Consider the following 24398-nt stretch of genomic DNA (forward strand, 5'->3'; position numbering starts at 1 on the left):
GGCTCGGCTCAGGCCGGACGCAGCTGGCGACGGCGGGCCTCCAGATCGAGCAGGCTGCGGCTGATCTCGCGGAAGCGCTCCGGCTCCTGGACCGACGACGTCCGCTGCAGCTCGGCTCGCAGATCCGCCTGGCGCCGGTTGATCTGGCGGTCGAAGAGGTGGTTGATCACCCCGGTGGCGTAGCGCTCGAGCTGCTGCTCGGAGGACGCCGGCAGGGCCCGCATGGACAGTCCCGCCAGATAGCCGTGCAGCTCCTGCGGAAGGGCCGCGCGAAGGGCCTCGATCCAGCCTCGCCCCGGGGTGATCTGCTGATCCGCGCCGATACCGGCGAGCACCTGGACCACCCCGCGATGCACCGCGGTGTGCACGGGATGCGCGCACTCGGCCTCGGTGAACTGCTGCCACTCGGCCGGGCCCAGCAGGTGCGGGACCTGCACGACGACCTCCAGCGCCTCCTTCTCCGTGCGCAGCAGCGGATCGCGGGGATCCGGCCACTCGATGCGCGGAGGCTGTGCGGCCCCGTCGTCGGGCGGGCCGTCGGAGTCCTGAGGGCCGCGCGGACGCTGGTCCGAGCCATCGACCGGGCGGTCGAACGTGCGCTGCTGCCCGGGGCCGGCCCCGCTGCCGTCACCGCGGGCCTCCGCCCGCGCAAAGGTCTCCACAGCCTGGACGACGTCCGGGACCTCCAGCCCCAGCCACCCGGCGAGCTGGCGGGCGTAGGCCGGGCGCAGCGTGGTGTCGCGGATGCGGGCCACGATGGGGGCGGTCGCGCGCATGGCCTGGACGCGCCCCTCGAGGGATTCGAGGTCGTAGCGCTTCATGGCCGCGCGGATGGCGAACTCGAACAGCGGTCGCTTGGCACTGAGCAGTGAGCGCACCGCGGCGTCCCCGCGGGCCAGGCGCAGCTCGCACGGATCCATGCCGTTGGGCTCCACAGCCACGAAGGTCTGGGCCATGAAGCGCTGGTCCTCCTGGAAGGCACGCAGGGCGGCCTTCTGCCCGGCCTCGTCGCCGTCGAAGGTGAACACGACCTCGCCGCCGGAGCCGTCGTCCGAGAGGAAGCGGCGCACGACCTTGATGTGCTCGGCGCCGAATGCGGTGCCGCAGGTGGCCACGGCGGTGGGCACCCCGGCCAGGTGCATGGCCATCACGTCCGTGTAGCCCTCGACCACGACCACCTGGCGCTGCTTGGCGATCTGGCGCTTGGCCTTGTCGATGCCGTAGAGCACGGTGGACTTCTTGTAGAGCTGGGTCTCGGGGGTGTTGAGGTACTTGGGGCCCTGGTCGTCGTCGTAGAGCTTGCGGGCGCCGAAGCCGATGATCTCCCCGCCGATCCCCCGGATGGGGAAGATCAGCCGGCCGCGGAAGCGGTCGATCAGCCCGCTGCGCCCGGAGGAGAACATGCCGGTGCCCTCGAGCTCATCGTCCGTGTAGCCGCGCTTGCGCAGGTGATCCAGGAGCTTGGTCCAGCCCTGCGGGGCGTAGCCGACGCCGTAGTCGGCGGCGTCCTGCGGGGAGAAGCCGCGATCGCCCAGGTAGGTGTGGGCGGCTCGTGCTCCGGCGGTGCGCAGCTGGGCCTGGAAGTACTCGGCGGCGACCTTGTGGGCATCGAGCAGCCGCTGCCGACGCCCCACCATGGCCTTGTCCGGCCCGCTGCCCTGCTCGTAGTGCAGCTCGTAGCCGATCCGGGCGGCCAGCCGCTCGACGGTCTCCGCGAACGTGGTGTGCTCCATGGCCTGGATGAAGGCGATGACGTCGCCGGACTCGTCGCAGCCGAAGCAGTGATAGGTGCCGTACTGCGGGCGGACGTGGAAGGACGGGGTGCGCTCGTCGTGGAAGGGGCACAGGCCCTTGTAGGAGCCGATGCCGGCCGACTTGAGCGTGACGTAGCCCTCGACGATCTCGCGGATGTCCGTCCGCGAGCGCACTTCGTCGATGTCCTCGCGCTTGATCAGTCCTGCCACCGCACCAGTCTACGACCCGCCGCCAAGCCCCCGATCAGTCGATCGGCTGCCTGTGGACGGGGCTGTCCTGGGCCTCGGGGTCCAGGGTCCGGGTGGCCGACAGCGCCCCGCCGCCCAGCAGCGCGGCCAGCGCGAAGGCGAAGAAGCCCCACGGGTAGGCCAGCCCGGCGGAGAGCAGGGTGCCGCCCACCAGCGGTCCGGAGATCGCGCCCAGGCGCCCCGTGCCGGCCGACATGCCCAGCGCGGTGGCCCGGACCTGCGCAGGGTAGTTGGAGGCGGTGAAGGCGTAGACCAGCACCTGCGCGGAGAACACGAAGCAGCCGGTGATGAAGACCATGACGTAGATCCCGCCCAGCGGCAGTCGGATCACCAGCGATGCGAGCATCACGGCAGCGCCCAGGAACCAGACGATGCCCGCGACCCGCGGGGTGAACCGATCGGCGGCCCGTCCGGCGATGAACAGCCCGACGATCGCGCCCACGTTGAGGATCAGCAGGAAGCCCAGGGCATTGCCGAGGTCGTAGTCGGCGGCGCGCATGATCTGCGGCAGCCAGGTGTTCAGGCCGTAGACCAGCAGCAGGCCCATGAAGGAGGCGATCCACAGGATCACGGTGTTGCGGCGGTACGGACCGGACAGCAGCAGGCCGGCCCCGACCTTCTCCTGCTGGGCATCCGATCCGGCCCGGGTGAGGGCCTCCTGGCGCTCCAGCCGCGCGGCGAAGTCGATCCCGTAGTGCTCGGCAACCGCCCGGGCCTCGTCGCGGCGGCCCTGGGAGAGCAGGAACTCCGGGGACTCCGGCAGGTAGCGCAGCATCAGCGGCACCAGGATCACGGCCGGAAGGGCGCCGGCGATGAACATGGCGTGCCAGGACAGCTGCGTCACGATCCAGATCGCCAGGGCGGCGGTGAGCACCGCCCCCACGTGGTAGCCGGTCATGACCGTGGTGGTTGCGTTGCCTGTGCGACGGGCGGAGGAGAACTCGGTGACCATGGAGATCGCGGTGGGCAGGCAGCCGCCCAGGCCCACGCCGGCCAGGAAGCGCAGGATCCCGAACACGGCGATCGAGTCGGTGAACGCCATGGCCAGGGTCAGCAGGGAGAAGATCGTCACCGCGCCGATCAGCATCCGACGGCGGCCGAAGCGGTCAGTGGCCCACCCCATCCCCAGAGCGCCGACCATCATGCCGAACAGCCCGGCGGTCGCCACGGCCGTGCCGGAGGCGGGCGTGAGGCCGAAGCCCGGGTCCTCGATCATGGACGGCATGACCGCACCCAGCACGACGGCGTCGAACCCGTCGAGCAGCACGGCGATCCAGCACAGCGGCGCCACCCAGGCGCGGCCGCGCAGGACCTGGTTCACGGGGGTCTCAGCGGGCACGGTCGTGTCTCCTTCGCGCAGGGCGATTCGGGGTTCGGACCCACGGGACGCGGGCCGGTTCACTGTAATCCGCGTCACTCGCCGCGCGAAGGCCGGTTCCGTTCAACGGGATGACGGCATGCCGACAGTCGCTGCCGCCGGAGGGCCGTCTTCAGCGCCGGCTGATCGACTGGCGGCGCAGCTCCTGGACGAAGACCACGGTGCCCACGCCGATCAGGATCAGGCCGACGATCAGCCCGAGCATGCGCACCCACGCAGCCACCTCGATCAGGTGCGGCACCACGATCGACAGCGCGGCGATCAGCAGGACGATGGCGGAGACGATCATCCCGGGGGCGCGCGATGCCTCCTGGAGCTCAGACGAGTCGAGCCCGGCGGGGACGCGGCCGTTCGGGGACTGCTGTGCCGATGCCATGATCTGGCGCTCCTTGGAGGGTGGGTGCGGGCGGGGCCCGGTGCTGGGCGGCTGGTCCGGTCTCGGGCCGGCGGCAGACAATGACGCGGCCCCTCGGCGCCCCATCCTACTGAGGTCTCCGACGGGCCGCGTCGCGCGCGCCTGAACCGCTCAGGCGAGCATGATGCCGGCGATGGCCGCGGACATCAGGTTGGCCAGCGTGGCCGCCAGGATGGCGCGGATGCCGAGCTCGGCGATCTCCGGACGGCGCTCCGGGGCCAGCCCGCCCAGGCCGCCGAGCAGGATGCCCAGCGAGCTGAGGTTGGCGAAGCCGGTGAGGGCGAACGTGGTGATGGCCGCCGTCTTGGGGCTGAAGCTCTCGATCTGCGGACCGAAGTCGGCGAAGGCCACGAACTCGTTGACCACGACCTTCTGCCCCACGAAGCTGCCGGAGGCCACGGACTCGTTCCACGGCACGCCGATCATGGTCATGATCGGGGCGAAGACCCAGCCCAGGATCTGCTCGAAGGTCAGATCGGGAGCGCCGAACCAGCCGCCGATGGTCCCGATGAACAGGTTGATCAGGGCGATCAGCGCGATGAACGCCAGCAGCATGGCGCCCACGGTCAGCGCCAGGCGCAGGCCGTCGCTGGCGCCGGCCGCGGCGGCGTCGATCACGTTGCGGTGCTTGAGGGCGTCTCCCGGATCCTCCACGACGACGGCCTCCTCAGGCCGCTCGCGATCGGCCCAGGGGGCATCGGCTGCGGCGTCGTCGGTCGCTGCGACGACGGGGACGTCGCTGTTCTCGGCGGCCAGCTTGGCGGCACCGGCCTTCTCCAGGCGGTCGGCCTCCTCGTCCGAGACCGTCTCCGGCTCGAGGATCTTGGCCATCAGCAGCGCGCCCGGCGCGGCCATGAAGGAGGCTGCGATCAGGTACTCGAGCGGGGCGCCCAGCAGGGAGTAGCCGACCAGCACGGAGCCGGCGACGGTGGTCAGCCCGCCCACCATGACGGCGAACAGCCCGGAGCGGGTGAGCCCGGGGATGTAGGGGCGGATGACCAGGGGCGCCTCGGTCTGCCCCACGAAGATGTTGGCCGCCGTGTTGACGGACTCGGCGCGGCGGGTGCCCAGCAGCCAGCCGATGCCGCGGCCCAGCCAGTTCACGACGAACTGCAGGATGCCCCAGTGGTAGAGCACCGCGGTCAGCGAGGCGAAGAAGATGATGACCGGCAGGACCTGCAGCGCGAAGACCACGCCGTCCTCCGGCACGAGTCCGCCGAAGACGAAGCTGATGCCGGCGTTGGCCGAGCCGATGACCTCCTGGACCCCGTTCGAGACGACCTCGAGGACCCGCTGACCGAACGGCCAGTAGAGCACGGCGATGCCGAACACGACCTGCAGGCCGAGCGCGGCCACGACGGTGCGGAGCTTGATGGCCCGCCGGTTCGAGGAGAGGAGGAAGGCGATCAGCAGGATCCCTGCCATGCCGCCGATGCCCCAGAGGATTCCGATCACGGTGTGCTGCCTGTTCCCGCGTCCTGCGCGTGTCGTCGGTGCCTGTCGGCGAAACGATGGTGCGGGAGCTCACCTGCAGAGTCCCGCTGTGCCTCCGCCATGATGCGGACGCGGGGGAAGTCTAAGGGAGCTGAGCGCGGGCTGAGGAGAACCTGGCAGTTCGGCCCGTCGCGCTGGTACGGACGCCCTCGAAGGAATCACCAGAGTGGGGTGTCCCCCAGCCGCCGGTCGGTGCCCAGGATGCGGTGATGCAGCCGCACCGCCGAGGTGTCGGTCAGCGAGGCCACCTGGTCGATCACGATGCGCAGGCGCAGGGCCTCGGCACCGGGACCTCCGCCGACGTCGTGCCAGTCGCCGCGGAACTCCGGGGCCAGGTAGCGGCCGTCCGAGTCCATCATGGCCTCCACCAGCAGGCGAAGGGTCTCGCGCTGGCGGTCGTAGACCACCTGCGAGTCGCGCTCGGTCATCACGTAGGTCACGGCGATGCCCTTGAGCACGGCGATCTCCACGTCGGTCTCGTGCGGGACCACCAGGGAGGCGTCGTAACGGGTCAGCGGATCCGAGCCGGTCACCCGACGGGTGGCCGCCACGGCCGAGGTGGCGAAGCGCCCGATGAGCTGGGAGGTCATGTCCTTGAGCCGAGCCAGGTCCTGGCGCGATCCCCGCATCTCGGAAGCCCATTCCGGGGCGTTCTCCAGGCGGGTCAGCGCTTCGTCCAGCTCGGCGTCCTCCGCACCCGGGAGGTACCACTCGCGGGTCTTGTCGAACACGCGCTCGCGCTGGGCGGGGTCCTTCAGCCGGGACAGCCGCACGGCTCCTGCGGCCACGGCGTCCTCGACGTCGTGCACCGAGTAGGAGATGTCATCGGCCAGGTCCATGACCTGGGCCTCGAGGCACTTGGTGCGCGCCGGGGCGCCCTCGCGCATCCATTCGAAGACCGGCAGGTCGTCCTCATAGACGCCGAACTTCCGCGAGCGTGTCCCGTCCGCCTGCTGGGGCGCCTCCGAGGCCCGCCACGGGTACTTGCATGTGGCATCCAGTGCGGCGCGAGTGAGGTTCAGCCCGGCGGGGCTGCCGTCCGGGGCGATGACCTTGGGCTCCAGGCGCACGAGCAGCCGCAGGGTCTGCGCGTTGCCCTCGAAGCCGCCGATGTCCCCAGCGAGCGCGTTGAGCTCGGTCTCCCCGTTGTGCCCGAACGGCGGGTGGCCAAGGTCGTGGGACAAACAGGCGGCGTCGACGACGTCCGGGTTGCAGCCCATGAGCCGGCCGATCTCCCGGCCGATCTGGGCGACCTCGAGCGAATGCGTGAGGCGGTTGCGCGCGAAGTCGTCGGCCCCGGGGTCGACCACCTGGGTCTTGGCGGCCAGTCGGCGCAGAGCCGAGGAGTGCAGCACGCGGGCGCGGTCGCGCTCGAAGTGCGAGCGGTACTTATTGTGGTGATCCTCGCGCACCCGCCGCTCGATGTCGCGGGCGCTGTAGCCCGGCTCGGCCTCGCGGGTGCGGTCGACGGCAGCGAGCATCTCCGCCACGCCCTCGAGGGGAAGCTCCTGCTGGTTCTCGTGGCTCAGCTCATCCATCACCAGGCCATTGTGCCCGCTCGGGGGCGCCTCAGCCGCCGGAGACGTCGAGCTCTGCGTCGACCAGACCCAGGCGCTGGTCGTCGTGGATCTGCCGGTCCTCGAGCCAGCGGTCCGGCAGAGCGGCCTTCTTGGGGTTGCCGGCGCGACCGCGCGGCCCCTCCACATCAGCACCGGGGTACGGCTGATCCAGGTCCATGGAGGAGAGCAGCTCCTCGAGCTGATCCAGCGTCTCGACCAGGGACAGCTTCGCGCGCAGGTCGCCGCCGACCGGGTAGCCCTTAAAGTACCAGGCCACGTGCTTGCGGATCTCCCGCAGGCCCTGCAGCTCGTCGCCGTCCTGCTCGGCCAGCAGCTGGGCGTGGCGGTAGATGGTGGCGGCCACGGCGCGCAGTCCGGGGCGGGCTCGCTCCCGGCTGCCGTCGAAAGCGGCCTGCAGATCGCCGAACAGCCAGGGCCGCCCCTGGCAGCCGCGGCCGATGACCACGCCGTCCACACCCGTCTCGTTCACCATGCGCACGGCGTCCTCGGCGGACCAGATGTCGCCGTTGCCCAGGATCGGCATGTCCGGGATCGCCTCGCGCAGCCGCGCGATCGACGACCAGTCGGCCTGGCCGGAGTAGTGCTGCTCCAGGGTGCGCCCGTGCAGGGTCATCCCGGCGATGCCGAGGTCGCGGGCCATCCGACCCGCCTCGAGGTAGGTGAGGTGGTCGTCGTCGATGCCCTTGCGGGTCTTGATCGTGACGGGCAGCCCCTGGGCCTCGCGGACGGCGGCGGAGAGGATCGCCTCGAAGAGATCCGTCTTCCACGGCAGCGCCGATCCCCCGCCGCGCTTGGTGACCTTGGGCACGGGGCAGCCGAAGTTCAGGTCGATGTGATCGGCGATGTCCTCCTCGACCACCATCCGCACGGCCTTGCCCACGTTGACCGCGTCCACGCCGTAGATCTGCACCGAGCGCGGGGTCTCGTGCGGGTCGTGGTGGACGATCTGCAGGGACTTCTCCCGCCGCTCCACCAGGGCGCGGGCGGTGACCATCTCGGTCACATACAGCCCGCCGCCGTGGGCGCGGCACAGCGCGCGGAAGGCCTTGTTGGTCACCCCGGCCATGGGCGCGAGCACCACGGGGACATCGATCGTCAGCCCGCCCAGCCGCAGCGGCGGCAGGTCCAGGGTCACGGCCTCGTCGGCAAGCGTGGTCTCGATCGTCCCCGGGCCGAACGGCTGACGATACGACGACGGCCCCTGCGCTTGCTGCGCGAGGGCGGTCTCCTGGCGGGGCTCGGCGGTGGTGGTCATCCGGGCATCTTCCCACAGGACCGTCGCCCTGTTCGGGCGATCTCCGGCACATTCCAGTGGCGCCGATGCCTCGTCCGGAATCCCGGCATGGAGTTCACATGCGCAAATCAGTCGCCTAGGATGGGAGCAGACCCGGCGGTGCACCCCGATGCCGCTCCTCCCCCACCGACAGGAGATCGCCGTGACGCACATCCCGACCGGCTCGCAGCCGACCCCCGATGCGGGGCAGGGCCCCTGGGGTCACCAGCCTGCGCACGGGACGCCCGGACAGGCAGCGGCTCCGCAGCCGGGACCGCATCAGGGCTGGGGCGCTCCCATGGATCCGGCGGCCACACAGGCCGCCTGGCGCTACTCGGCACGCTCCAAGAACAACACCGTGGCCTGGCTGCTGTGGCTGGGCGGGCCGTTCCTGATCGGCCTGCCCATCCACGACTTCTACTTCGGCGCCGTGGGACGCGGTCTGCTGAAGCTGGGGCTGATCATCTTCGCGTTCATCGCCCTGTTCGGCGGGATGATCGGCGGGGCCGCGGCCTCCGGCAGCAGCGAGAGCACCGCTGGCGTGCTGATCATTCTCGGGGTCGTGCTGTGCATCGGCTCGTTCGTCGCCATCCTGATCTGGTGGATCGTCGACGGCGTGACCATGACCTCGCGCCTGGAGCGCACCAACGACCGCATCCGCCGCGAGATCGCCGCCCAGCAGGGCGTCGATCCCTGGTCGTTCTGAGCCGGCCATGACCTACCCGCACCCCGCCGGGCCCTGGCCCGCACGCCCCGGCCCCTGGACCCCTGCGCCCATGGATCCCGCGCACCGCCAGGCGGCGGTGCGCTACGAGGCCCGCGCGAAGAAGCCGATCGCGGCCTGGATCCTGTGGATCCTCGGCCCGTTCATGCTCCACGTCCCCGTGCACGACTTCTACCTCGGCGCCGTCGGCCGCGGGCTGGTCAAGCTGATCCTGGCGGGCATCGCCTGGGCGGGGGCCATCACGGCCTACGCCATGCTCATGGTCACCTACGAAGAGGGCTTCGACACCGGCGAGCCCGGAAGCGTCGGGGACGCGGCCATCACCGAGCCGGGCCCCGTCCTCTGGGCCGCGCTGATCGTCATGGCTCTGACTGGGCTGGTGACCGTCATCTGGTGGATCGTCGACGGCGTGGGCATGAGCCGACGGCTCGAGCGCCTGGACGCGCAACTGCGGCAGGAGCTCTCCCGCGACCACGGGGTGGATCCCTGGTCCTTCTGAGGACCTGCCCGCTGCAGCAGCCGTCTCGGCCGCCCAGCCGTCCCAGCCGATGGACCCGGAGGTTGTCCGGGCCGGCTGGCGCTACAGCGCCCGGTCCAAGAACCAGGGACTGGCGCGGGGCCTGTGGGCGGGTTCCGCGCTTCTGATCGGGCCGTTCGCCCTGGCCTTCGTCGTCTACATCGCGACCTTCGCCCTCGCCATGAACGCGGATCTCGAGGGGCAGGATCCCGTCAGGCTCATGATGCCGATCTTCATCGCCTGGGCCCTGCTGATCCTCGCCGGGTTGGCGGCCTTCATCTGGTGGCTCGTGGACGCCGCGAAGATGAACCAGAGCCTGGAGGCCGCCGACGAGGAGATCCGCCGAGAGGCCGCCGCCGAGCACGGCGTCGATCCCTGGGCGTTCTGAGCGGCGCGGCCGTCGCGCGCTTCCCATGCCACGACAGCGGCCGGTGCCTCCCCGCTGAAAGGGAGGCACCGGCCGCTGTCGTCAGCCCAGAAGGTGCGGGCTCAGGCGGAGAGGCTCACTCGGTCGGATCGGCGTAGGTCACGGACTCGTCCACGACCTTGGCCACCCCGTCCGCGACGAGCTGGGCGCACACGATCGCCAGCGGGCGCATGGCGTCGGTGACCTCCACGCGCACCGGGTAGCGGGCCACGAGCAGACCCAGCAGCTTGGCGACCGCGATCGCCGCGTCCTCATCGGACAGCGACGGATCCCAGCCGACCAGGACATCCGTGGGCAGGTCGTCGAGCTCGGCTAGGCGCTCAGGATCGGCCTGCGAGCGCTCCTGATCCAGCTCGAGCGAGCGGTAGCTGATCGCGAAGGCGCCGATGCTCCCGCTGCGCCCCGCCCCGCGGTCGATCCCGCGGCGCAGCACGATCGCCCCGTAGGCCTGCGAGGTCTCGGAGAGGAACTGCTGGTTCACCTTCCCCAGCGACAGCTCGGCCGGGGCGTCCCAGGCGTTGACGGCGCGGTAGAACTCCCCCACCGCCCTGGTGAGCTCGACGGAGCCGGTGGCCAGGTCCTCGATCGCCTCGGTGGCCGAATCGCCCTCCTCGATCGGCTGCGGCGGCAGGGCGCCGGGCGCGATGACGACATGGCGGTGCGTCATGACCGGCACCATGCCGGAGTGCTCGGCGAAGCCCGCCCCCGATGTGCCGGGTGCGGCCTTGGTGCGCAGCGGCTTGCCCGGGAAGGCCTCGGCTGCGATCTGCCGCAGGCGGTCCGCGATCAGCCGGCCCGTGCCCTCGCCGCGGTTGGCCGTGGCGACCTCCGCGAAGGCCCACACCCGCTCCGGGTGCAGCGGGTGCAGCTGCACGGCTCCGCCGCCGATCACCACGTCGTCGTCGACGGCCACGACCGTGCGCGACCACGCGGGCTCGTCGGTGTCCGGACCCATCAGTGCCCGCAGGGCGACGACGGGGTCGGCCTCGGGCGCAGGCAGGACCTCGAGCAGGGCGAGGTCATCGCCCTGCTCCCAGGAGCGCAGTTCCACACTCATGCGATCCCCCGCTCAGCAGCCCAGCTTGTCGGCCAGGTATGAGCTGACCTTGTCCAGGGAGACGCGCTCCTGGGTCATCTCGTCGCGCTCGCGGATGGTCACGGCCTGGTCCTCGAGGGTGTCGAAGTCCACCGTCACGCAGTACGGCGTGCCGATCTCGTCCTGGCGGCGGTAGCGGCGGCCGATGGCCCCGGCGTCGTCGTAGTCGATGTTCCAGCGGCGCCGCAGCTCGGCGGCCAGGTCCCCGGCCACGCCCTTGAGGTCGTCCTTCTTGGACAGCGGCAGGACTGCGGCCTTGACCGGGGCGAGGCGCGGGTCCAGGCCCAGCACGGTGCGCACATCCGTGCCGCCCTTGGTGTTGGGAGCCTCCTCCTCGCGGTAGGAGTCCACCAGGAACGCCATCATGGAGCGCGTGAGACCGAAGGACGGCTCGATCACGTACGGGGTGTAGCGCTCGCCGGAGGCCTGGTCGAAGTACTGCATCTTGGTGCCCGAGGCCTCGGTGTGGTTGCTCAGGTCGAAGTCCGTGCGGTTGGCCACGCCCATTAGCTCGCCCCACTCGGAGCCCTGGAAGCCGAAGCGGTACTCCAGGTCGATCGTGGCGTCCGAGTAGTGGGCGCGCTCGCCGTCCGGGACGTCGAAGCGGCGCAGGTTCTCGGGGTTCACGCCCAGATCGGTGAACCAGCGCTCGCAGTCATCGACCCAGGTGTCGAACGAGGGCTTGGCCTCGTCCGGGTGCACGAAGTACTCGATCTCCATCTGCTCGAACTCGCGCGTGCGGAAGATGAAGTTGCCCGGGGTGATCTCGTTGCGGAAGGCCTTGCCGATCTGGCCGATCCCGAACGGCGGACGCTGACGGGCCGCGGTCACCACGTTGAGGAAGTTCACGAAGATGCCCTGGGCGGTCTCCGGGCGCAGGTAGTGCTTGCCCTTCTCATCGTCCACCGGGCCCAGGTAGGTCTTCATCAGGCCCGAGAACTGCTGCGGGTCCGTCCACTCGCCCTTGGTGCCGCAGTTGGGGCAGTTGATCTCCGCCATGGACTCGGGCGCGCGGCCCTTCTTGTCCTCGAAGGCCTCCTCCAGGTGATCCTGGCGGTGGCGGGTGTGGCACGAGGTGCATTCGACCAGCGGATCCGTGAACGTGGCGACGTGCCCGGAAGCCTCCCACACGGCCGAGGGCAGGATGATCGAGGAGTCCAGGCCCACCATGTCCTGGCGCCCACGCACGAAGGACTGCCACCACTCGCGCTTGATGTTCTCCTTGAGCTCCGCGCCCAGGGGGCCGTAGTCCCAGGCCGAGCGCGAGCCGCCGTAGATCTCACCCGCCTGGAACACGAAGCCGCGTCGCTTGCACAGCGAGATGACGTTGTCCAGCGTGGACTTGGGGGCCATGAGATGCACACTCCGGTATCTGCCGCGACCGCTGGCTGCGGCCTGGCGTGGGGTTTCCGTACGGGGTCCTCGGGTGCACGAAGGCACCGACCGCCAGGGTAGTCAACGACGACGACGGCCCGCGACTCCCGGTGCGCTCAGCGGTGCTCAGCTCTCCAAACGGCGGATGCGGTCATGTCTGCTCCCTGTACGGCGACCCTGATCAGCCGCTGCGACCGAGCAGCTCGACCAGCTGCGCCTCGCTCAGCGGCGGATGCTCGGAGGTCGCCTCGGGAAGGGAGATCGCATCCAGCAGCAGATCCGCGTAGCGGTGCACGAGCTTCGGATCCACAGACCCGGCGCGCTCCTGCACCGCCCCGAGCATCGTGAAGAACATCGGCAGGTCGGCAGAGCTGAAGTCGGCGCGGATCTGGCCGTCGCTCTGAGCGCGCGCGATCAGCTGCTCGATCAGCGGGATGGACTGCGCGCGGACCCTGAGCAGACGCGCCTGGTGCTCCGAGCGCCCGTCGAGCAGCTGCCCGATGGCCACGGAGTCGCTGATCCAGCCCACCACGGTGCGCAGGAAGCGGAAGAGACCCTCGCGGGCGTCGTCGTGCTCGGCGCACGAGCGCGCCAAGCTGAGCATGCCGTTCAGGCGATCCGCCAGGACCGCCTCGATCAGCTCCCCCTTGTTCGCGAAGTTCCGGTACACGGTCCCCACGCCCACGCCCGCCTCCTGGGCGATCCGATCGAGCGTGACGCCGACGCCCTCGGCGGCGTAGACCCTGTCTGCGGCCGCCAGGATCTTTCTGCGGTTGGCGCGGGCGTCGCTGCGGGAACCGGATGAGGGAGATGACATAGGTCCCATGGTCGCACAACCGGAGACGCCATCTCCATCTGCGTGCTAGCCTCCCAGGCGGAGATCAGCTCTCCGTTTCCCATCCACGGCGCCAGTGCCGGTCGAGAGGTCTCCCCATGTCCAGTCCCAGCCTGGAAGTCCACGGCCAGCTCAGCGCCAAGCCGGTCACGCCGTGGCCCAAGGTCCTCATCACGGCGCTGATGTCCTCCGTGGTCATCTCGATCATCGTCCTGGCCTTCTCCTGGCCCACGGTGACCTCCGAGCCCAAGTCGATCCCGCTGATGATCGCCGGCCCCGAGCAGCAGGTCGAGATGGTCCAGGAACACCTCGAGGACGCCCAACCGGACCTGTTCGACATCACGACGGGCGATGACCGCGACGCCGCCGTCGAGGCCATCGAGCACCGCGACGTCTACGGCGCCATCGTGATCGGCCAGCCCGTGGAGGTCCTCTCCGCCTCGGCGAACAACGCCGCGACCGGCCAGATCCTGCACCGGGTGGGCGAGCAGCTGGGGCAGAAGACAGGCATGCCCGTGACCCAGACGGACCTGATCCCGTTCAGCGAGAACGACCCCAACGGCGCCGGGCTCGGCGTGCTGTCCTTCCCCATGGTCATGGGCGGGCTCGCCGGAGGCATCGTGATCGGGCTGCAGGTGATCGGCGGCGGCCGCAAGATCGTGGCAGTGCTGCTCTACGGCGTGCTCGCGGGCTTCGCCGTGACCGCTCTGGGCGGGCCGCTGCTCGACGTCTTCCAGCGCGAGTTCGAGCTGACCTGGCTGGCCGTCGGACTGGCGTTCGCGGCGATGTCCGCGACCGTCGCCGGTCTGGTGACCGTGCTGCGCACCCCCGGCATCCCGGTGGCCGCGCTGCTGTTCATGTTCTTCGCCAACCCGATCTCCGGCACCAACTCCCCCAAGGAGTTCCTGCCCGGCCCGTGGGGCGAGATCGGGCAGTACCTCCCGCCGGGGGCGATCTCCACGCTGATCCGCGACATCTCCTACTTCCCGGAAGCCGACACCACCATGCAGTGGCTCGTGCTCTCGGGGTGGCTGGTGCTCGGCATCGTGCTGATCGGCATCGGGCTGGCCTCCGAGCGACGCGCGGTGCGCCGTTCGGGCGGCTCCAAGCCGGCCGCCCAGGACACGTCGATCGACTACTCGTCGGGCTCTTCACCGACCGCCGCTCAGAGCGGACGGCACGCAGCCCGCTGACCCGACCGCTCACGTCGGCCGCCGCGCTCCCTGACGAGCGCGGCGGCCGTCGTCGTCTCAGGCGGTGCTCGCCCGCCGCTTCCAGGGCAGGGACACGACGACGAGGCCCACGAAGGTCAGCGCCGTCCCCAGCACCGTCAGCGGGGCGACCACCGCGCCGCTGGTCGGCACGAGAAGATCCAGCAGCAGCGCGCCGGTGAGCATCCCGGCGGTCAGGGACAGGCTCGTGCGCAGGATCCCGATGATCCGCGAGAGCACCGCTCCTGCCGCCACGAACAGCACGCCGCACACGCCGCCCAGGTAGAGCCACCATTCGGAGGGGAAGTGCCACGGCGGCAGGTCAGCGGTGAGCCGGTGGATCACCGTGGCGACGATCAGCGCCAGCACGCCCTCGGCGAAATTCAGCACGGTCGGGGTGATCGGCGTCCCGGCCTCCGCCCCGATCCGCCCGTTGAAGGCCGTCTGCAGGGCGGAGCCGAGCCCGGCCAGCACCGGCAGGAGCAGCAGCGCCAGGACCACCGCCATGCTGCGCTGAGGAGCTCCCTCCTCGCCGCCCAGGTGGGGCAGCTGCGCGATCAGCACCGCGACCACGATGATCGCCGTGCCCAGCAGGCGCCAGCCGGTCAGCGGCTTCATGCCTCCCGGGCCGATGCCCGCACGATCCACCCCGAGCCCGCCGACGGACTGGCCCACGACCATACCCAGGATGAACACCGAGACGCCCACCATCGGCGTGGTCACGGTCTGCACCACCACCAGGAACGCGCCGAAGACGCCGGAGAGCAGGAAGATCGCGGGCAGGCGTCGGGCCCGGAAGGCGCCCAGCGCCGTGATGAGGCCGCGCCGCCCGGCGGGGATCAGCGCGGTGCCCAGCAGCACGATCGCGAAGCCCACGGAGAAGCCGGTGAGGCCTGCGGCCACGGAGTCCCCGGTGCGCGCGCCCAGCTCGCCGTTGACGCGCGACTGGACGGCCATGGCGCCGCCTGCGAGCACGGCTGCGATCTGGGCGATCAGCACCGTGACGGGACTGTGGGTCTGCGCCGGGGCCATCACGACATCCTGGGGCGGCTGCGGGTCCTCGGGCTGGTCGGCATTCTCGGGGAGGGGTTCTGAGGTGGGCACCGGATCAGGCTACTCCCGGGCCCTTCCGGTCCTCCCCGAGCTGGGCTCATGGCCTCGGTGGGCCACAATGGAGCCATGACCACCACCGGAAGCACCCCCGAAGAGCTGCCCATCCGCGACGAGATGATCCGACTGGGCCAGGCCCTCAAGCTCGGCAGCCTGGTCGAGGACGGCGCCATGGCGCGCACCGCCGTCGAGGAGGGCATGGTCCAGGTCAACCACGACATCGAGACCCGCCGCGGCCGACAGCTGCACGACGGCGACGTCATCACTTACAACGGGACCTCGCTGGTCATCCGCGCCGAGGGCTGAACGGGCCCCGGCCTGGCTCAGCGTCCCAGGACCATGCGGGTCAGGTACTCATTGACGTGCCCGATCTCCTGCGGCGAGACGCTGTGGCCGATGCCCTGGTAGTGGACCTTCATGGTGTCCGCATGCTCCACGAGCCACTCGGCGGTCATGTCCACCAGCTGGTCGTTGACGATGGGGTCCTGCGGGTCGCGGCCCCAGAAGAGCTTGAAGGGCTTCTCCTTCAGCTCGTCGTCGCGGAAGATCTCCAGCGGCTCCGGCACCACGAAGCCCGACAGCCCGATGACCGCAGTGATCTCGCTCGGCATGGCCCGCACCAGCGACGTGGCGATCGACATGCCCTGGGAGAACCCCAGCAGCGTGGTCGACGGACGCCCCTCGGCCTGCTCCCGCAGCCATCCCACGAGCGGCTCGACCGCGGCGCGGATGGCATCGGGGCCGAAGGCCTCCTCGTCGTAGAGCGGGAACCAGCTGTAGCCGGGAGGCTGGGCCAGCGGGGCGCGCACCGAGGCCACCACGAAATCCTGCGGCAGCTGCGGCACCAGGCCCATGAGGTCCTGCTCGTTCGAGCCGAAGCCGTGGAAGAGCACCAGCAGGGGCGCCTCCGGGGACTCGGCGGGGTCACGGTTCCACATCACGACGGGGTTCTCGCTCATGCCGACCATCATGGCATCCGCGCGCAGCACGCCCCGCTTCCGTCGCTCCTCTCGCTCCCGCGCGGAGGAACTGCCGCTGAGGGGACGCAACGAACGTCTTCCCGCGCCTGAATCGTGTCGCACGCGTCCCTTCACGAGATCTCGCACTCGGGCGGCGGCTCGTCAGGGCCCTGCGAGCTCCCGCGCCCGGACCGCTTGCCGATGTGCCCGCACCAGGGTGACGATCCTTGGCTCGCATCCAGGATCCGTCGGATCCACGACGTCGAGATCCGTGTGCACCACACGCAGCTCCGTCCACCCGGCCGCTTCCGCAGCCCGCTGCCGCTCCACATCCCGAAGTCGCTGCCGCGGGTCCTCGTGGACCGCACCGTCGACCTGCACGGCCAGCCGGTGCCTGCGATCCGCGAGGTCAGGGTGGACCCGACGGCCACCCGGGGATCGGATCTCGACATCAGCCTCCCACCCGGTGAAGCGATGGTCCTCCAGCACGAGCCGCGTATAGGTCTCCAGCGGCGAGTCCACTCCGACGACCGCGAGCGTCTGTCGATGCGGCCAGGTCCAGCAGTGTTCGGGCCGGGGACGTGAGGCGGACCGATCCGTCGGTCCAGAGATCCTCGGCATGGAACTGACTCCGGTGCCCGACAACGCCGCGTCCTCGAGGCCTTGATCCTGTCGAGGAGCACAGATGGATGCCGCCGACATGCCCGAGCCTGCCGGGGAGCCGGAAGTCGTGGAGGATGGCGGCCGTCGTGTGGCTGGCTGCCCAGCCTTCCTGCTGCAGAGCCGGGAGGATCCTCAGCAGACCGGATCTGGTGCGGGGGTCAGGGCGCGAATCGGCGCAGGACCACAGGCCCTTGCCCCAGGAGCAGTACTGCCTCCCCGACAGATGACGCTTCGCGACGCCTGCCGCTTCAGCCTCGGCGGTCGTGAAGACGCGGCCCTGCAGGCAGGCAGGTGGACTGTGACGTGGTCTCGGCATGGCAGACAGTGCAGCGGATCACGGCGCCGACCGATGCGAACGGATCCGCTCCCCGCCGTCGTCGCCCCGGTCCAGTGCCCGAAAGGGCGTCTGTGGAGGCATGAACTCCGTACTTCGGATCTCCATTGTCCGGGATTCCGTGTGGACCGGGGATCTCGTGCGCCCAGTACGCCGAGGGGACGCACAAGGCGCACGGGATCGCCGACGGGACGCATCGGACGTCTAATCCGGCGTGAATCGTGACGAATGGGTCCCCTCGGCGGCGAGGAGGGTCGATGCGTCGCTTCGGTAGGGCCCCCTCAGGAGAGGAAGGCGGCTCGGACCAGCTCGCCGATCTGCTCGTGCTCGATCAGGAAGCCGTCGTGCCCGGCGCCGGAGCGGATGGTGCGGTGGGGGACGTCGCCGGGCAGAAGCCGGGCGAGGTCCTCGGACTCCGAGGGCAGGTAGAGCCGATCCGAGTCGACCGAGGCCACGAGCCAGTCGCAGGTGGTGGCCGCGAGCGCCTGCCTGACGCCGCCGCGGCCGCGGCCGACGTCGTGGCCCATGAGGGCGTCGTTGAGCACCAGGTAGGAGTTGGCGTCGAAGCGGCCCACGAGCTTGGCGGCCTGATGATCCAGGTAGCTCTCGATCGCATACCGGCCCCGACGGCGCCCCGGCAGCGGCGCCCCCGGATCCTCGCCGGCCTGCGCCGCATTGCCGAAGCGCGCGTTGAGGTCCGGTGCCGCGCGGTAGGTGGTGTGCGCGATCCGCCGTGCGATTCCGAGGCCCACGGAGGGGATGACGCCGTCGTAGTAGTCGCCGCCGCGGAAGTCGGGGTCGTTGCGGATCGCCAGGCGCTGCGCCTGGCCCCATGCGATCTGCTCGGCGCTCGAGGCGGCGGTCGAGGCGATCACCGCACAGGCCCGCACCTGCTCGGGGAACGTGGCGGCCCACTCGAGGGCCCGCGCACCGCCCATGGAACCGCCGACGACCAGCCGCCAGGACGCGATGCCCAGCTGCTCGGCCAGGCGCTGCTCGGCGCGCACCGAGTCGCGGATCGTCACCGCGGGGAAGTCCGATCCCCACGGAAGACCGGCCCGCGGGCTGTCCTCCGGGATCAGAGTCGACGGACCCGTGGAGCCGTAGCAGCCCCCGAGCATGTTGATGGCGACCACGAAGAAGCGGTCGGTGTCGATCGCCCGCCCGGGCCCGACCAGTCCGTCCCACCAGCCCGGTGCCTCGGCGGAGACACGGTCGAAGGAGGTGGCGTCCTCGGCGACCCGTCCGCGCGTGACATGGGTGTCCCCGGTCAGCGCATGCGGGACGAGCACCGCGTTGGAGGCGCGGTCGTCGAGCTCGCCCCAGGTCTCGTAGGCCAGCTCGACATCGGGCAGCACGGCCCCGGATTCCAGCCCGAGGTCGCCGATGCGGGCGCGGCGCAGCAGCCCCTCGGTGCGGAAGGGCTGCTGCGAGCGCGCGGTCGTGCTCTGGATGGCGGTCACCTCAGACCGATCCCCCTGCGCCGCGCGCCTTGACCGCGGCGAAACCGAGCTCCAGGTCCGCGAGGATGTCGTCGATGTGCTCCAGTCCCACGGACAGCCGCACGAACCCCGGGGCGACGCCGGCGGCCAGCTGCTCCTCCGGGGAGAGCTGAGCGTGCGTGGTGGAGGCCGGGTGGATGACCAGCGAGCGGACGTCACCGATGTTCGCGACGTTCGAGTGCAGGCTCAGCGCGTCCACGAAGGCCTGGCCGGCCTCCGAGCCGCCGTCGAGCACGAAGCCGAGGATCGAACCTGCGCCGCCGGGGACGTACTTCTGCGCACGCTCGTGCCACGGAGAGGACTCGAGCCCGGCGTAGGACACGGATTCGACGCCCTCGTGGGCCTCCAGCCAGGTGGCGACCGTCCGAGCGTTGGCGACGTGGCGCTCCATGCGCAGCGACAGCGTCTCGATGCCCTGCTCGATCAGGAAGGCGTTGAACGGGGAGATGGAGGCTCCCATGTCCCGCAGCAGCTGGGTGCGGACCTTGAAGGCGAAGGACACGTTGGCCCCGAACGGCCCGTTCTCGCCGAAGACCTCCCCGAACACGACGCCGTGGTAGGACTCGTCCGGCTCCACGAACCCGGGGAAGCGCTGCGGGTAGCGGGTGTAGTCGAAGCGCCCGGAATCCACGATGAACCCGCCCACCGAGGTGCCGTGCCCGCCCAGGAACTTGGTGGCGGAGTGGATCACCACGTCGGCGCCGTGCTCGAACGGCCGCAGCAGGTACGGGGTGGCGATGGTGTTGTCCACCATCAGCGGCACCTCGGACTCGTGGGCGATCCGCGAGACCGTCTCCAGGTCCAGGACGTCGTTGCGCGGGTTCGGGATGGTCTCCGCGTAGAAGGCCTTGGTACTGGGCCGAACGGCATCGCGCCAGGCCTGGGGATCGTCCGGATCGGAGACGAACGTGGTCTCGATCCCGAGCCGCGACAGGGTGTGCTTGAACAGGTTGAAGGAGCCGCCGTACAGCGACGGGCTGGCCACGATGTGATCGCCCGCCCCGGCCACGTTGAGGATCGCGTAGGTGGTGGCGGCCTGCCCGGAGGAGACCATGACGGCCGCGGTGCCGCCCTCCAGGGAGGCGATGCGGTTCTCGACGACCTCGGTGGTGGGGTTGGTCAGGCGGGTGTAGATGGGCCCGACCTGGCTGAGTCCGAAGCGACCGGCAGCGGTCTCGGCATCCGGGAAGACGTACGAGGTCGTCTGCTGGATGGGCAGCGCCCGGGCGCCGGTGACGGGATCGGGCTCCTGACCGGCATGGATCTGGCGGGTCTCGAAGCTCCATCCCTGAGGGGCGGAGGGGGTGGGCTGCTGTGCTGACATGTCGGCGACTCCTTGTCTTCCGGGGCCGCGGACCGAGGTCCGACGGACCCGTCGGACCGGGTGCCGTGACCCGCGCTTGCCGTGTACGCGTCGGCGCACCGGCCCGGTCCTCACCCAGGGCACCCCACCGCGGAAGGAGGGTTGCCGGCCAGCTAGCTGGGGCTTGTCGCTGGCTCTCGTGACCTGATTCCCATTCTCGGACGAGCGAGGCTCCGGCGCAAACCCGGGTTCCGTGGCCTGTGGAGCGCTCCGTCAGAACAGCAGGGGCCCGGCTAGGAAGCCGACGGCGTCCAGCAGGAAGTGGGCGATGATCAGCGGCATCACGCGTCCGGTGCGGCGGTAGAGCCACAGGAACACCAGCCCCATGACCACGTTGCCCAGCGCCGGACCGACGCCCTGGTACAGGTGGTAGCTGCCTCGCAGAAGGGCCGAGCCGATCAGCACGGCCGGCCACGTCCATCCCACCCGCAGCAGGCGATCGGCCAGGAACACGACGACGATGATCTCCTCCACGAGCGAGTGTCGCACCGCCGAGGCCAGCAGCAGGATGACCTCCCACCAGGAGGTCCCGCCCGCGTTGGTGACGATCTCGGCGGTGATCCCGAGCTGGCGGCCCGCCTGGTACAGCGCCAGGGTGCCCAGTCCCATGACGACGAAGAGCAGCGTCCCCAGGCCCAGATCTGCCAGCGGGGCTCGGCGGTCCAGGCCGATCCGGTGCAGCAGCCCACGCAGCTGACCGGCCGAGCCCGCCAGCAGATAGAGCGCCAGCAGCGGTGGAACCAGAGCCAAGAGGATCCCGAGGCTGCGGCGCAGGACGTCGAACAGGGGGAAGCCGCTCTGCGGCGCGTTCATGGAGGCCGTCGACTCGGCGATCGAACTGGTGGACAGCGTCTCGGCGAGGTTCAGGACGGACCACAGCGCGCTGGCCCCCAGCGAGACGCCCAGCACCAGCAGGATCTGCAGCCACAGATCGGCTCGCTGGGAGCCGAACGACGGCTGGGCTGGGGCCTGGGAGAGGTGTTCGGTCATGGGCTCCATTGTGGGCCAGGGGCACGACGGCAGCGGCCTGTGCTGTCGGCGCCGGTTCCTACGATGAGCGCCATGACCTCCCAGCACCCGGATCCCTCCCCCGCTCCTCCCGAGACGCCGCGCCGCGACCACGTCCGCGAGTTCCACGGCGACTCCTTCCAGGATCCGTACGAGTGGCTGCGGGAGAAGGACTCCCCAGAGGTCATCGCCCATCTGGAGGCCGAGACCGCCTGCGCGGAGGCCGCCACCGCCCAGCTGGCCCCGCTGCGCGAGCAGCTCTTCCAGGAGGTCCGGACCCGCGTGCAGGAGACGGACCTGTCGGTGCCGTGGCGGCGCGGCGACTGGTGGTACTTCACGCGCACCGTGGAGGGCGGAGAGCACTCGGTGCAGTGCCGCGTCCCGGCTGCTGAGGAGGGGTGGGAGCCGCCGCAGATCGTGGCAGGTCAGTCCCTGCCCGGCGAGCAGACCCTCCTGGACGGCAACGCCCGGGCGCAGCCGCACGAGTTCTGGTCGCTGGGCGCCTTCGACATCACCCACGACGGCACCCGGATGGCCTGGGCCGAGGACACCACCGGGGATGAGCGCTTCACGGTGCGCGTCCACGACTTCGCAGCCGACCGGACGCTCGACGACGAGATCCCCGAGACCTCCTACGGCGCCTTCCTCTCGCCCGCCGGAGACGCCGTCTTCTACACCGAGGTCGACGACTCCTGGCGGCCGTGGCGCCTGCGCCGGCACGTGCTCGGGACCCCGCTGGAGCAGGACATCACCATCGCCCAGGAGGACGACCCCGGCCTGTGGCTGGGGGCCGAGCTCTCCTCGGACCGGCGCTGGCTCGTGCTCGAGGCCGGGTGCTCCGAGTACTCCGAGGTCTCGATCCTGCGCATCGAGGAGGCCGGCGAGCAGGACCCACAGGTGGTCGTGCCGCGCGGGGCCGGCGTTCTCGCCTCGGCGGAGCCCGTGCGGATCGACGGCCGGGACGTCGTCCTGCTCCAGCACGATCGCCAGGCTCCGGATGGACGCCTGAGCCTGATCGAGCTGTCGGACCTGCCCGGCGAGTCGGCGGAACTGCCCGGCGACGGATTCCCTCCCGGCATCGACATCGTGGCGCCCAGGGAGGGACTGCGCGTGCTGGGCTTCGCCGCCACACAGCATCACCTGGTTCTCGAGGTCCGTGAGGACATCCTGCCGGGGCTGCGCATCCTGCCGCTGAAGGGACTCGGCACGGAGAGCCAGGCCGAGCCCCATGTCCTCGAGGTGCCCGGCGAGCTCACGGCTGTCTCCCTCACCGCCGCTGAGCCGGGCTCCCCCGTCCTGCGCTTCACCGCCGAGTCCTTCGTGATCCCGCGGCGCGTCTTCGACCTCATCCTGGATGCGCCGGGGACCGAGCTGCCCGATCCAGTCCTGCGCCGCGAGCAGCCGGTGCTGGGCGACTACTCGGCTGTCGACTACTCCGTGGAGCGCGACTGGGCCCAGGCCGAGGACGGCACGCGGATCCCGATCACCCTCATCCGCCGCCGGGACGCCGCGCAGCCGGCACCCGCGGTGGTCTACGCCTACGGCTCGTACGAGATCAGCATGGATCCGTCGTTCTCGTACTCGCGGATCTCGCTGCTGGACCGCGGTGCGGTCTGGGCCATCGCCCACGTGCGCGGCGGCGGCGAGCTCGGGCGGCAGTGGTACGAGTCCGGCAAGAAGGAGCACAAGCGGCGCACCTTCACAGACGTCGTCGCGGCGACCCGGCACCTGGGCGCGCGCTCGGACATCGACGCCGACCGGGTCGTGCTGATGGGCGGCTCGGCCGGCGGACTCCTGGTCGGCGCCGTGCTGAACCTGGCCCCCGAGCTGTACTGCGGTGCGGTGGCCGCGGTGCCGTTCGTGGACCCGCTGACCTCCATGCTCATGCCCGAGCTGCCGCTGACCGCGCTCGAATGGGAGGAATGGGGCAATCCCCTCGACTCCGCGGAGGTCTACTGGACCATGAAGGCCTATTCCCCGTACGAGAACGTCTCCGCCAGGGACTACCCGCCGATCCTGGCCGTGACCTCGCTGCACGACACCCGCGTCCTCTACGTGGAGCCCGCCAAGTGGGTGGCGGCCCTGCGTCACGAGAACCCGGACAAGCGCGAGCAGATCCTCATGCGCATCGAGATGGCCGGCGGCCACGGCGGAGCCTCGGGGCGCTATCAGCAGTGGCGCGACAATGCGTGGGAGGACGCCTGGGCCCTGGAGCGCCTGGGGCTGGCCTGAGCCGAAGGAATCCGCCCGTTCACGCCGCCCGGCGGTCTGAGCCGGAGGGCCGCACCCGCTCGAGCACCAGGACCGCGGGGATCAGCAGGAGACCGGCAGCGGCAGCGGCGCCGGCGGCGGCCCATGCCCCGAGGGCCTGAGCAGGCCAGCCCTGCAGCACGGCGGCGCCCGTTCCTGCGAGTCCCGCCGCCCAGCCCAGGGGCATCCACAGCGACCTGGTGCGCACGGCAGCCCAGGCCAGCATCAGGCTCAGCACCGCCACCGCGCACGCCGAGGCCGCCAGCCAGGACCAGGTGCCTGCGCTGCGCGTGAGCATGACGGGCAGAAGCCCGAGCACCGTCAGCAGGACCGAGACCGTGATCGCAGTGCCTGACGACCACCGTGCGATCGCCAGCCGCAGCAGCGCACCGCGGAACACGATCTCCAGCGCCGCCGCAGCGACCGCAGCCAGCACAGCGGCCACCGCCGGTCCGCCGAGCCTCGAGACCGCAGCCTGGCCCAGCAGCTCGGGCTGGCCGCCCTGGAGCAGCGGCAGGACCGCCGCCCCGGCGCCACCGAGCGCAGCGCCGATCACGAGCGCGCTCGCCCCGCCCAGCGGCCCGGCTGCCGCGCTGCCCCGATCCCTGGGCGCGGGGAACCCCAGATCACGCACACCCGCCTCGGCCAGGAAGAACCAGATGAGCAGCACCGCGACCGGCAGGGCGAGCGGAACCCACTGCCAGGTGGCATCCCACCGCGCCAGGCGCATGGCCAGCACATAGGAGCCGACGATCGCGGCGATCACCGCCCACAGGGCCCGGTCGTCGCCGCGGTAGTTCCAGATGGTGGTCATGTGTGCTCCTTCAGGGTGTCGTCGGGCCGGGAATGCCGATCCGGGCCGGAGTGCAGATCGCGCCCGGA

21 protein-coding genes and 1 riboswitch are annotated in these 24398 nt (G+C 70.7%); of the genes, 6 read left to right on the top strand and 15 right to left on the bottom strand.

Annotated elements, in window-relative coordinates:
* Positions 1 to 8: 8 nt before the first annotated feature.
* From dnaG to dusB, 6 genes are all read right to left on the bottom strand, one after another.
* Positions 9 to 1964: a DNA primase gene (gene dnaG / locus FFS25_RS05725; protein WP_137802191.1), complete on the bottom strand. Its 1956-nt coding sequence runs from the start codon at positions 1962 to 1964 to the stop codon at positions 9 to 11.
* 34 nt (positions 1965 to 1998) lie between these two features.
* The gene (locus FFS25_RS05730; RefSeq protein WP_137802192.1) at positions 1999 to 3342 is read right to left on the bottom strand and encodes an MFS transporter; all 1344 of its coding nucleotides are present in this window, start codon (positions 3340 to 3342) and stop codon (positions 1999 to 2001) included.
* Positions 3343 to 3493: 151 nt separating this feature from the next.
* The gene (locus FFS25_RS05735; protein ID WP_137802193.1) at positions 3494 to 3757 is read right to left on the bottom strand and encodes a hypothetical protein; all 264 of its coding nucleotides are present in this window, start codon (positions 3755 to 3757) and stop codon (positions 3494 to 3496) included.
* Positions 3758 to 3907: 150 nt separating this feature from the next.
* Positions 3908 to 5251: a NupC/NupG family nucleoside CNT transporter gene (locus FFS25_RS05740; protein ID WP_137802194.1), complete on the bottom strand. Its 1344-nt coding sequence runs from the start codon at positions 5249 to 5251 to the stop codon at positions 3908 to 3910.
* Positions 5252 to 5448: 197 nt separating this feature from the next.
* Positions 5449 to 6771: a deoxyguanosinetriphosphate triphosphohydrolase gene (locus FFS25_RS05745; RefSeq protein WP_137802255.1), complete on the bottom strand. Its 1323-nt coding sequence runs from the start codon at positions 6769 to 6771 to the stop codon at positions 5449 to 5451.
* A gap of 88 nt (positions 6772 to 6859) precedes the next feature.
* A complete protein-coding gene (gene dusB / locus FFS25_RS05750) occupies positions 6860 to 8032 on the bottom strand; it encodes a tRNA dihydrouridine synthase DusB (protein WP_040561109.1) in 1173 nt (390 codons plus the stop codon).
* Between the two features lie 274 nt (positions 8033 to 8306).
* Here dusB and FFS25_RS05755 point away from each other — a divergent pair, with 274 nt between their 5' ends.
* The 3 genes from FFS25_RS05755 (at position 8307) to FFS25_RS05765 (ending at position 9772) form a co-directional block, all read left to right on the top strand.
* Entirely contained in the window at positions 8307 to 8849 is a 543-nt protein-coding gene (locus tag FFS25_RS05755; RefSeq protein ID WP_137802195.1) for a TM2 domain-containing protein, read from the top strand.
* Positions 8850 to 8919: 70 nt separating this feature from the next.
* Positions 8920 to 9366 (top strand): TM2 domain-containing protein, encoded by a 447-nt coding sequence (locus FFS25_RS05760; RefSeq protein WP_171004106.1) that lies wholly within the window; start codon positions 8920 to 8922, stop codon positions 9364 to 9366.
* 49 nt (positions 9367 to 9415) lie between these two features.
* Complete coding sequence (locus FFS25_RS05765) at positions 9416 to 9772, top strand: hypothetical protein (protein ID WP_137802197.1); 357 nt, start codon at positions 9416 to 9418, stop codon at positions 9770 to 9772.
* Between the two features lie 115 nt (positions 9773 to 9887).
* Here the strand turns inward: FFS25_RS05765 and FFS25_RS05770 are convergent, their stop codons facing one another.
* From FFS25_RS05770 to FFS25_RS05780, 3 genes are all read right to left on the bottom strand, one after another.
* Positions 9888 to 10868, bottom strand: coding sequence for an N-acetyltransferase (locus tag FFS25_RS05770; protein WP_137802198.1), 981 nt, complete (start codon positions 10866 to 10868; stop codon positions 9888 to 9890).
* A gap of 12 nt (positions 10869 to 10880) precedes the next feature.
* Entirely contained in the window at positions 10881 to 12260 is a 1380-nt protein-coding gene (locus FFS25_RS05775; RefSeq protein WP_006214991.1) for a glycine--tRNA ligase, read from the bottom strand.
* A gap of 202 nt (positions 12261 to 12462) precedes the next feature.
* A complete protein-coding gene (locus FFS25_RS05780) occupies positions 12463 to 13098 on the bottom strand; it encodes a TetR/AcrR family transcriptional regulator (RefSeq protein ID WP_171004107.1) in 636 nt (211 codons plus the stop codon).
* A gap of 116 nt (positions 13099 to 13214) precedes the next feature.
* Between FFS25_RS05780 and FFS25_RS05785 the strand changes: the two genes are divergently transcribed.
* Positions 13215 to 14309: an ABC transporter permease gene (locus FFS25_RS05785; protein WP_137802200.1), complete on the top strand. Its 1095-nt coding sequence runs from the start codon at positions 13215 to 13217 to the stop codon at positions 14307 to 14309.
* 57 nt (positions 14310 to 14366) lie between these two features.
* Here the strand turns inward: FFS25_RS05785 and FFS25_RS05790 are convergent, their stop codons facing one another.
* Complete coding sequence (locus tag FFS25_RS05790) at positions 14367 to 15431, bottom strand: DMT family transporter (RefSeq protein WP_137802201.1); 1065 nt, start codon at positions 15429 to 15431, stop codon at positions 14367 to 14369.
* 75 nt (positions 15432 to 15506) lie between these two features.
* On the opposite strand from FFS25_RS05790, the gene FFS25_RS05795 reads away from it, so the two are divergent.
* On the top strand, positions 15507 to 15743 hold the full coding sequence (locus FFS25_RS05795) for an RNA-binding S4 domain-containing protein (RefSeq protein ID WP_053447689.1): 237 nt from the start codon (positions 15507 to 15509) through the stop codon (positions 15741 to 15743).
* Positions 15744 to 15760: 17 nt separating this feature from the next.
* Here the strand turns inward: FFS25_RS05795 and FFS25_RS05800 are convergent, their stop codons facing one another.
* From FFS25_RS05800 to FFS25_RS05815, 4 genes are all read right to left on the bottom strand, one after another.
* Positions 15761 to 16396 carry an alpha/beta hydrolase gene (locus tag FFS25_RS05800; RefSeq protein ID WP_058871882.1) on the bottom strand — a complete coding sequence of 212 codons (636 nt, stop codon included), beginning with the start codon at positions 16394 to 16396 and terminating at the stop codon, positions 15761 to 15763.
* Positions 16397 to 17674: 1278 nt separating this feature from the next.
* Complete coding sequence (gene metX, locus FFS25_RS05805) at positions 17675 to 18856, bottom strand: homoserine O-acetyltransferase MetX (RefSeq protein WP_024290103.1); 1182 nt, start codon at positions 18854 to 18856, stop codon at positions 17675 to 17677.
* 1 nt (position 18857) lies between these two features.
* The gene (locus FFS25_RS05810; protein ID WP_137802202.1) at positions 18858 to 20219 is read right to left on the bottom strand and encodes a bifunctional o-acetylhomoserine/o-acetylserine sulfhydrylase; all 1362 of its coding nucleotides are present in this window, start codon (positions 20217 to 20219) and stop codon (positions 18858 to 18860) included.
* Between the two features lie 67 nt (positions 20220 to 20286).
* Positions 20287 to 20403, bottom strand: a riboswitch (SAM riboswitch).
* A 68-nt stretch (positions 20404 to 20471) separates the two neighbouring features.
* Entirely contained in the window at positions 20472 to 21257 is a 786-nt protein-coding gene (locus FFS25_RS05815; protein WP_137802203.1) for a CPBP family intramembrane glutamic endopeptidase, read from the bottom strand.
* Positions 21258 to 21320: 63 nt separating this feature from the next.
* Between FFS25_RS05815 and FFS25_RS05820 the strand changes: the two genes are divergently transcribed.
* Complete coding sequence (locus FFS25_RS05820) at positions 21321 to 23498, top strand: S9 family peptidase (RefSeq protein ID WP_249933790.1); 2178 nt, start codon at positions 21321 to 21323, stop codon at positions 23496 to 23498.
* A gap of 19 nt (positions 23499 to 23517) precedes the next feature.
* On the opposite strand, the gene FFS25_RS05825 is transcribed toward FFS25_RS05820, so the two are convergent.
* Positions 23518 to 24330: a CPBP family glutamic-type intramembrane protease gene (locus FFS25_RS05825; protein ID WP_137802205.1), complete on the bottom strand. Its 813-nt coding sequence runs from the start codon at positions 24328 to 24330 to the stop codon at positions 23518 to 23520.
* Between the last annotated feature and the right edge of the window lie 68 nt (positions 24331 to 24398).

It is taken from the genome of Kocuria sp. 2SI (assembly GCF_005502825.1).
Taxonomy (GTDB): Bacteria; Actinomycetota; Actinomycetes; order Actinomycetales; family Micrococcaceae; genus Kocuria; species Kocuria palustris.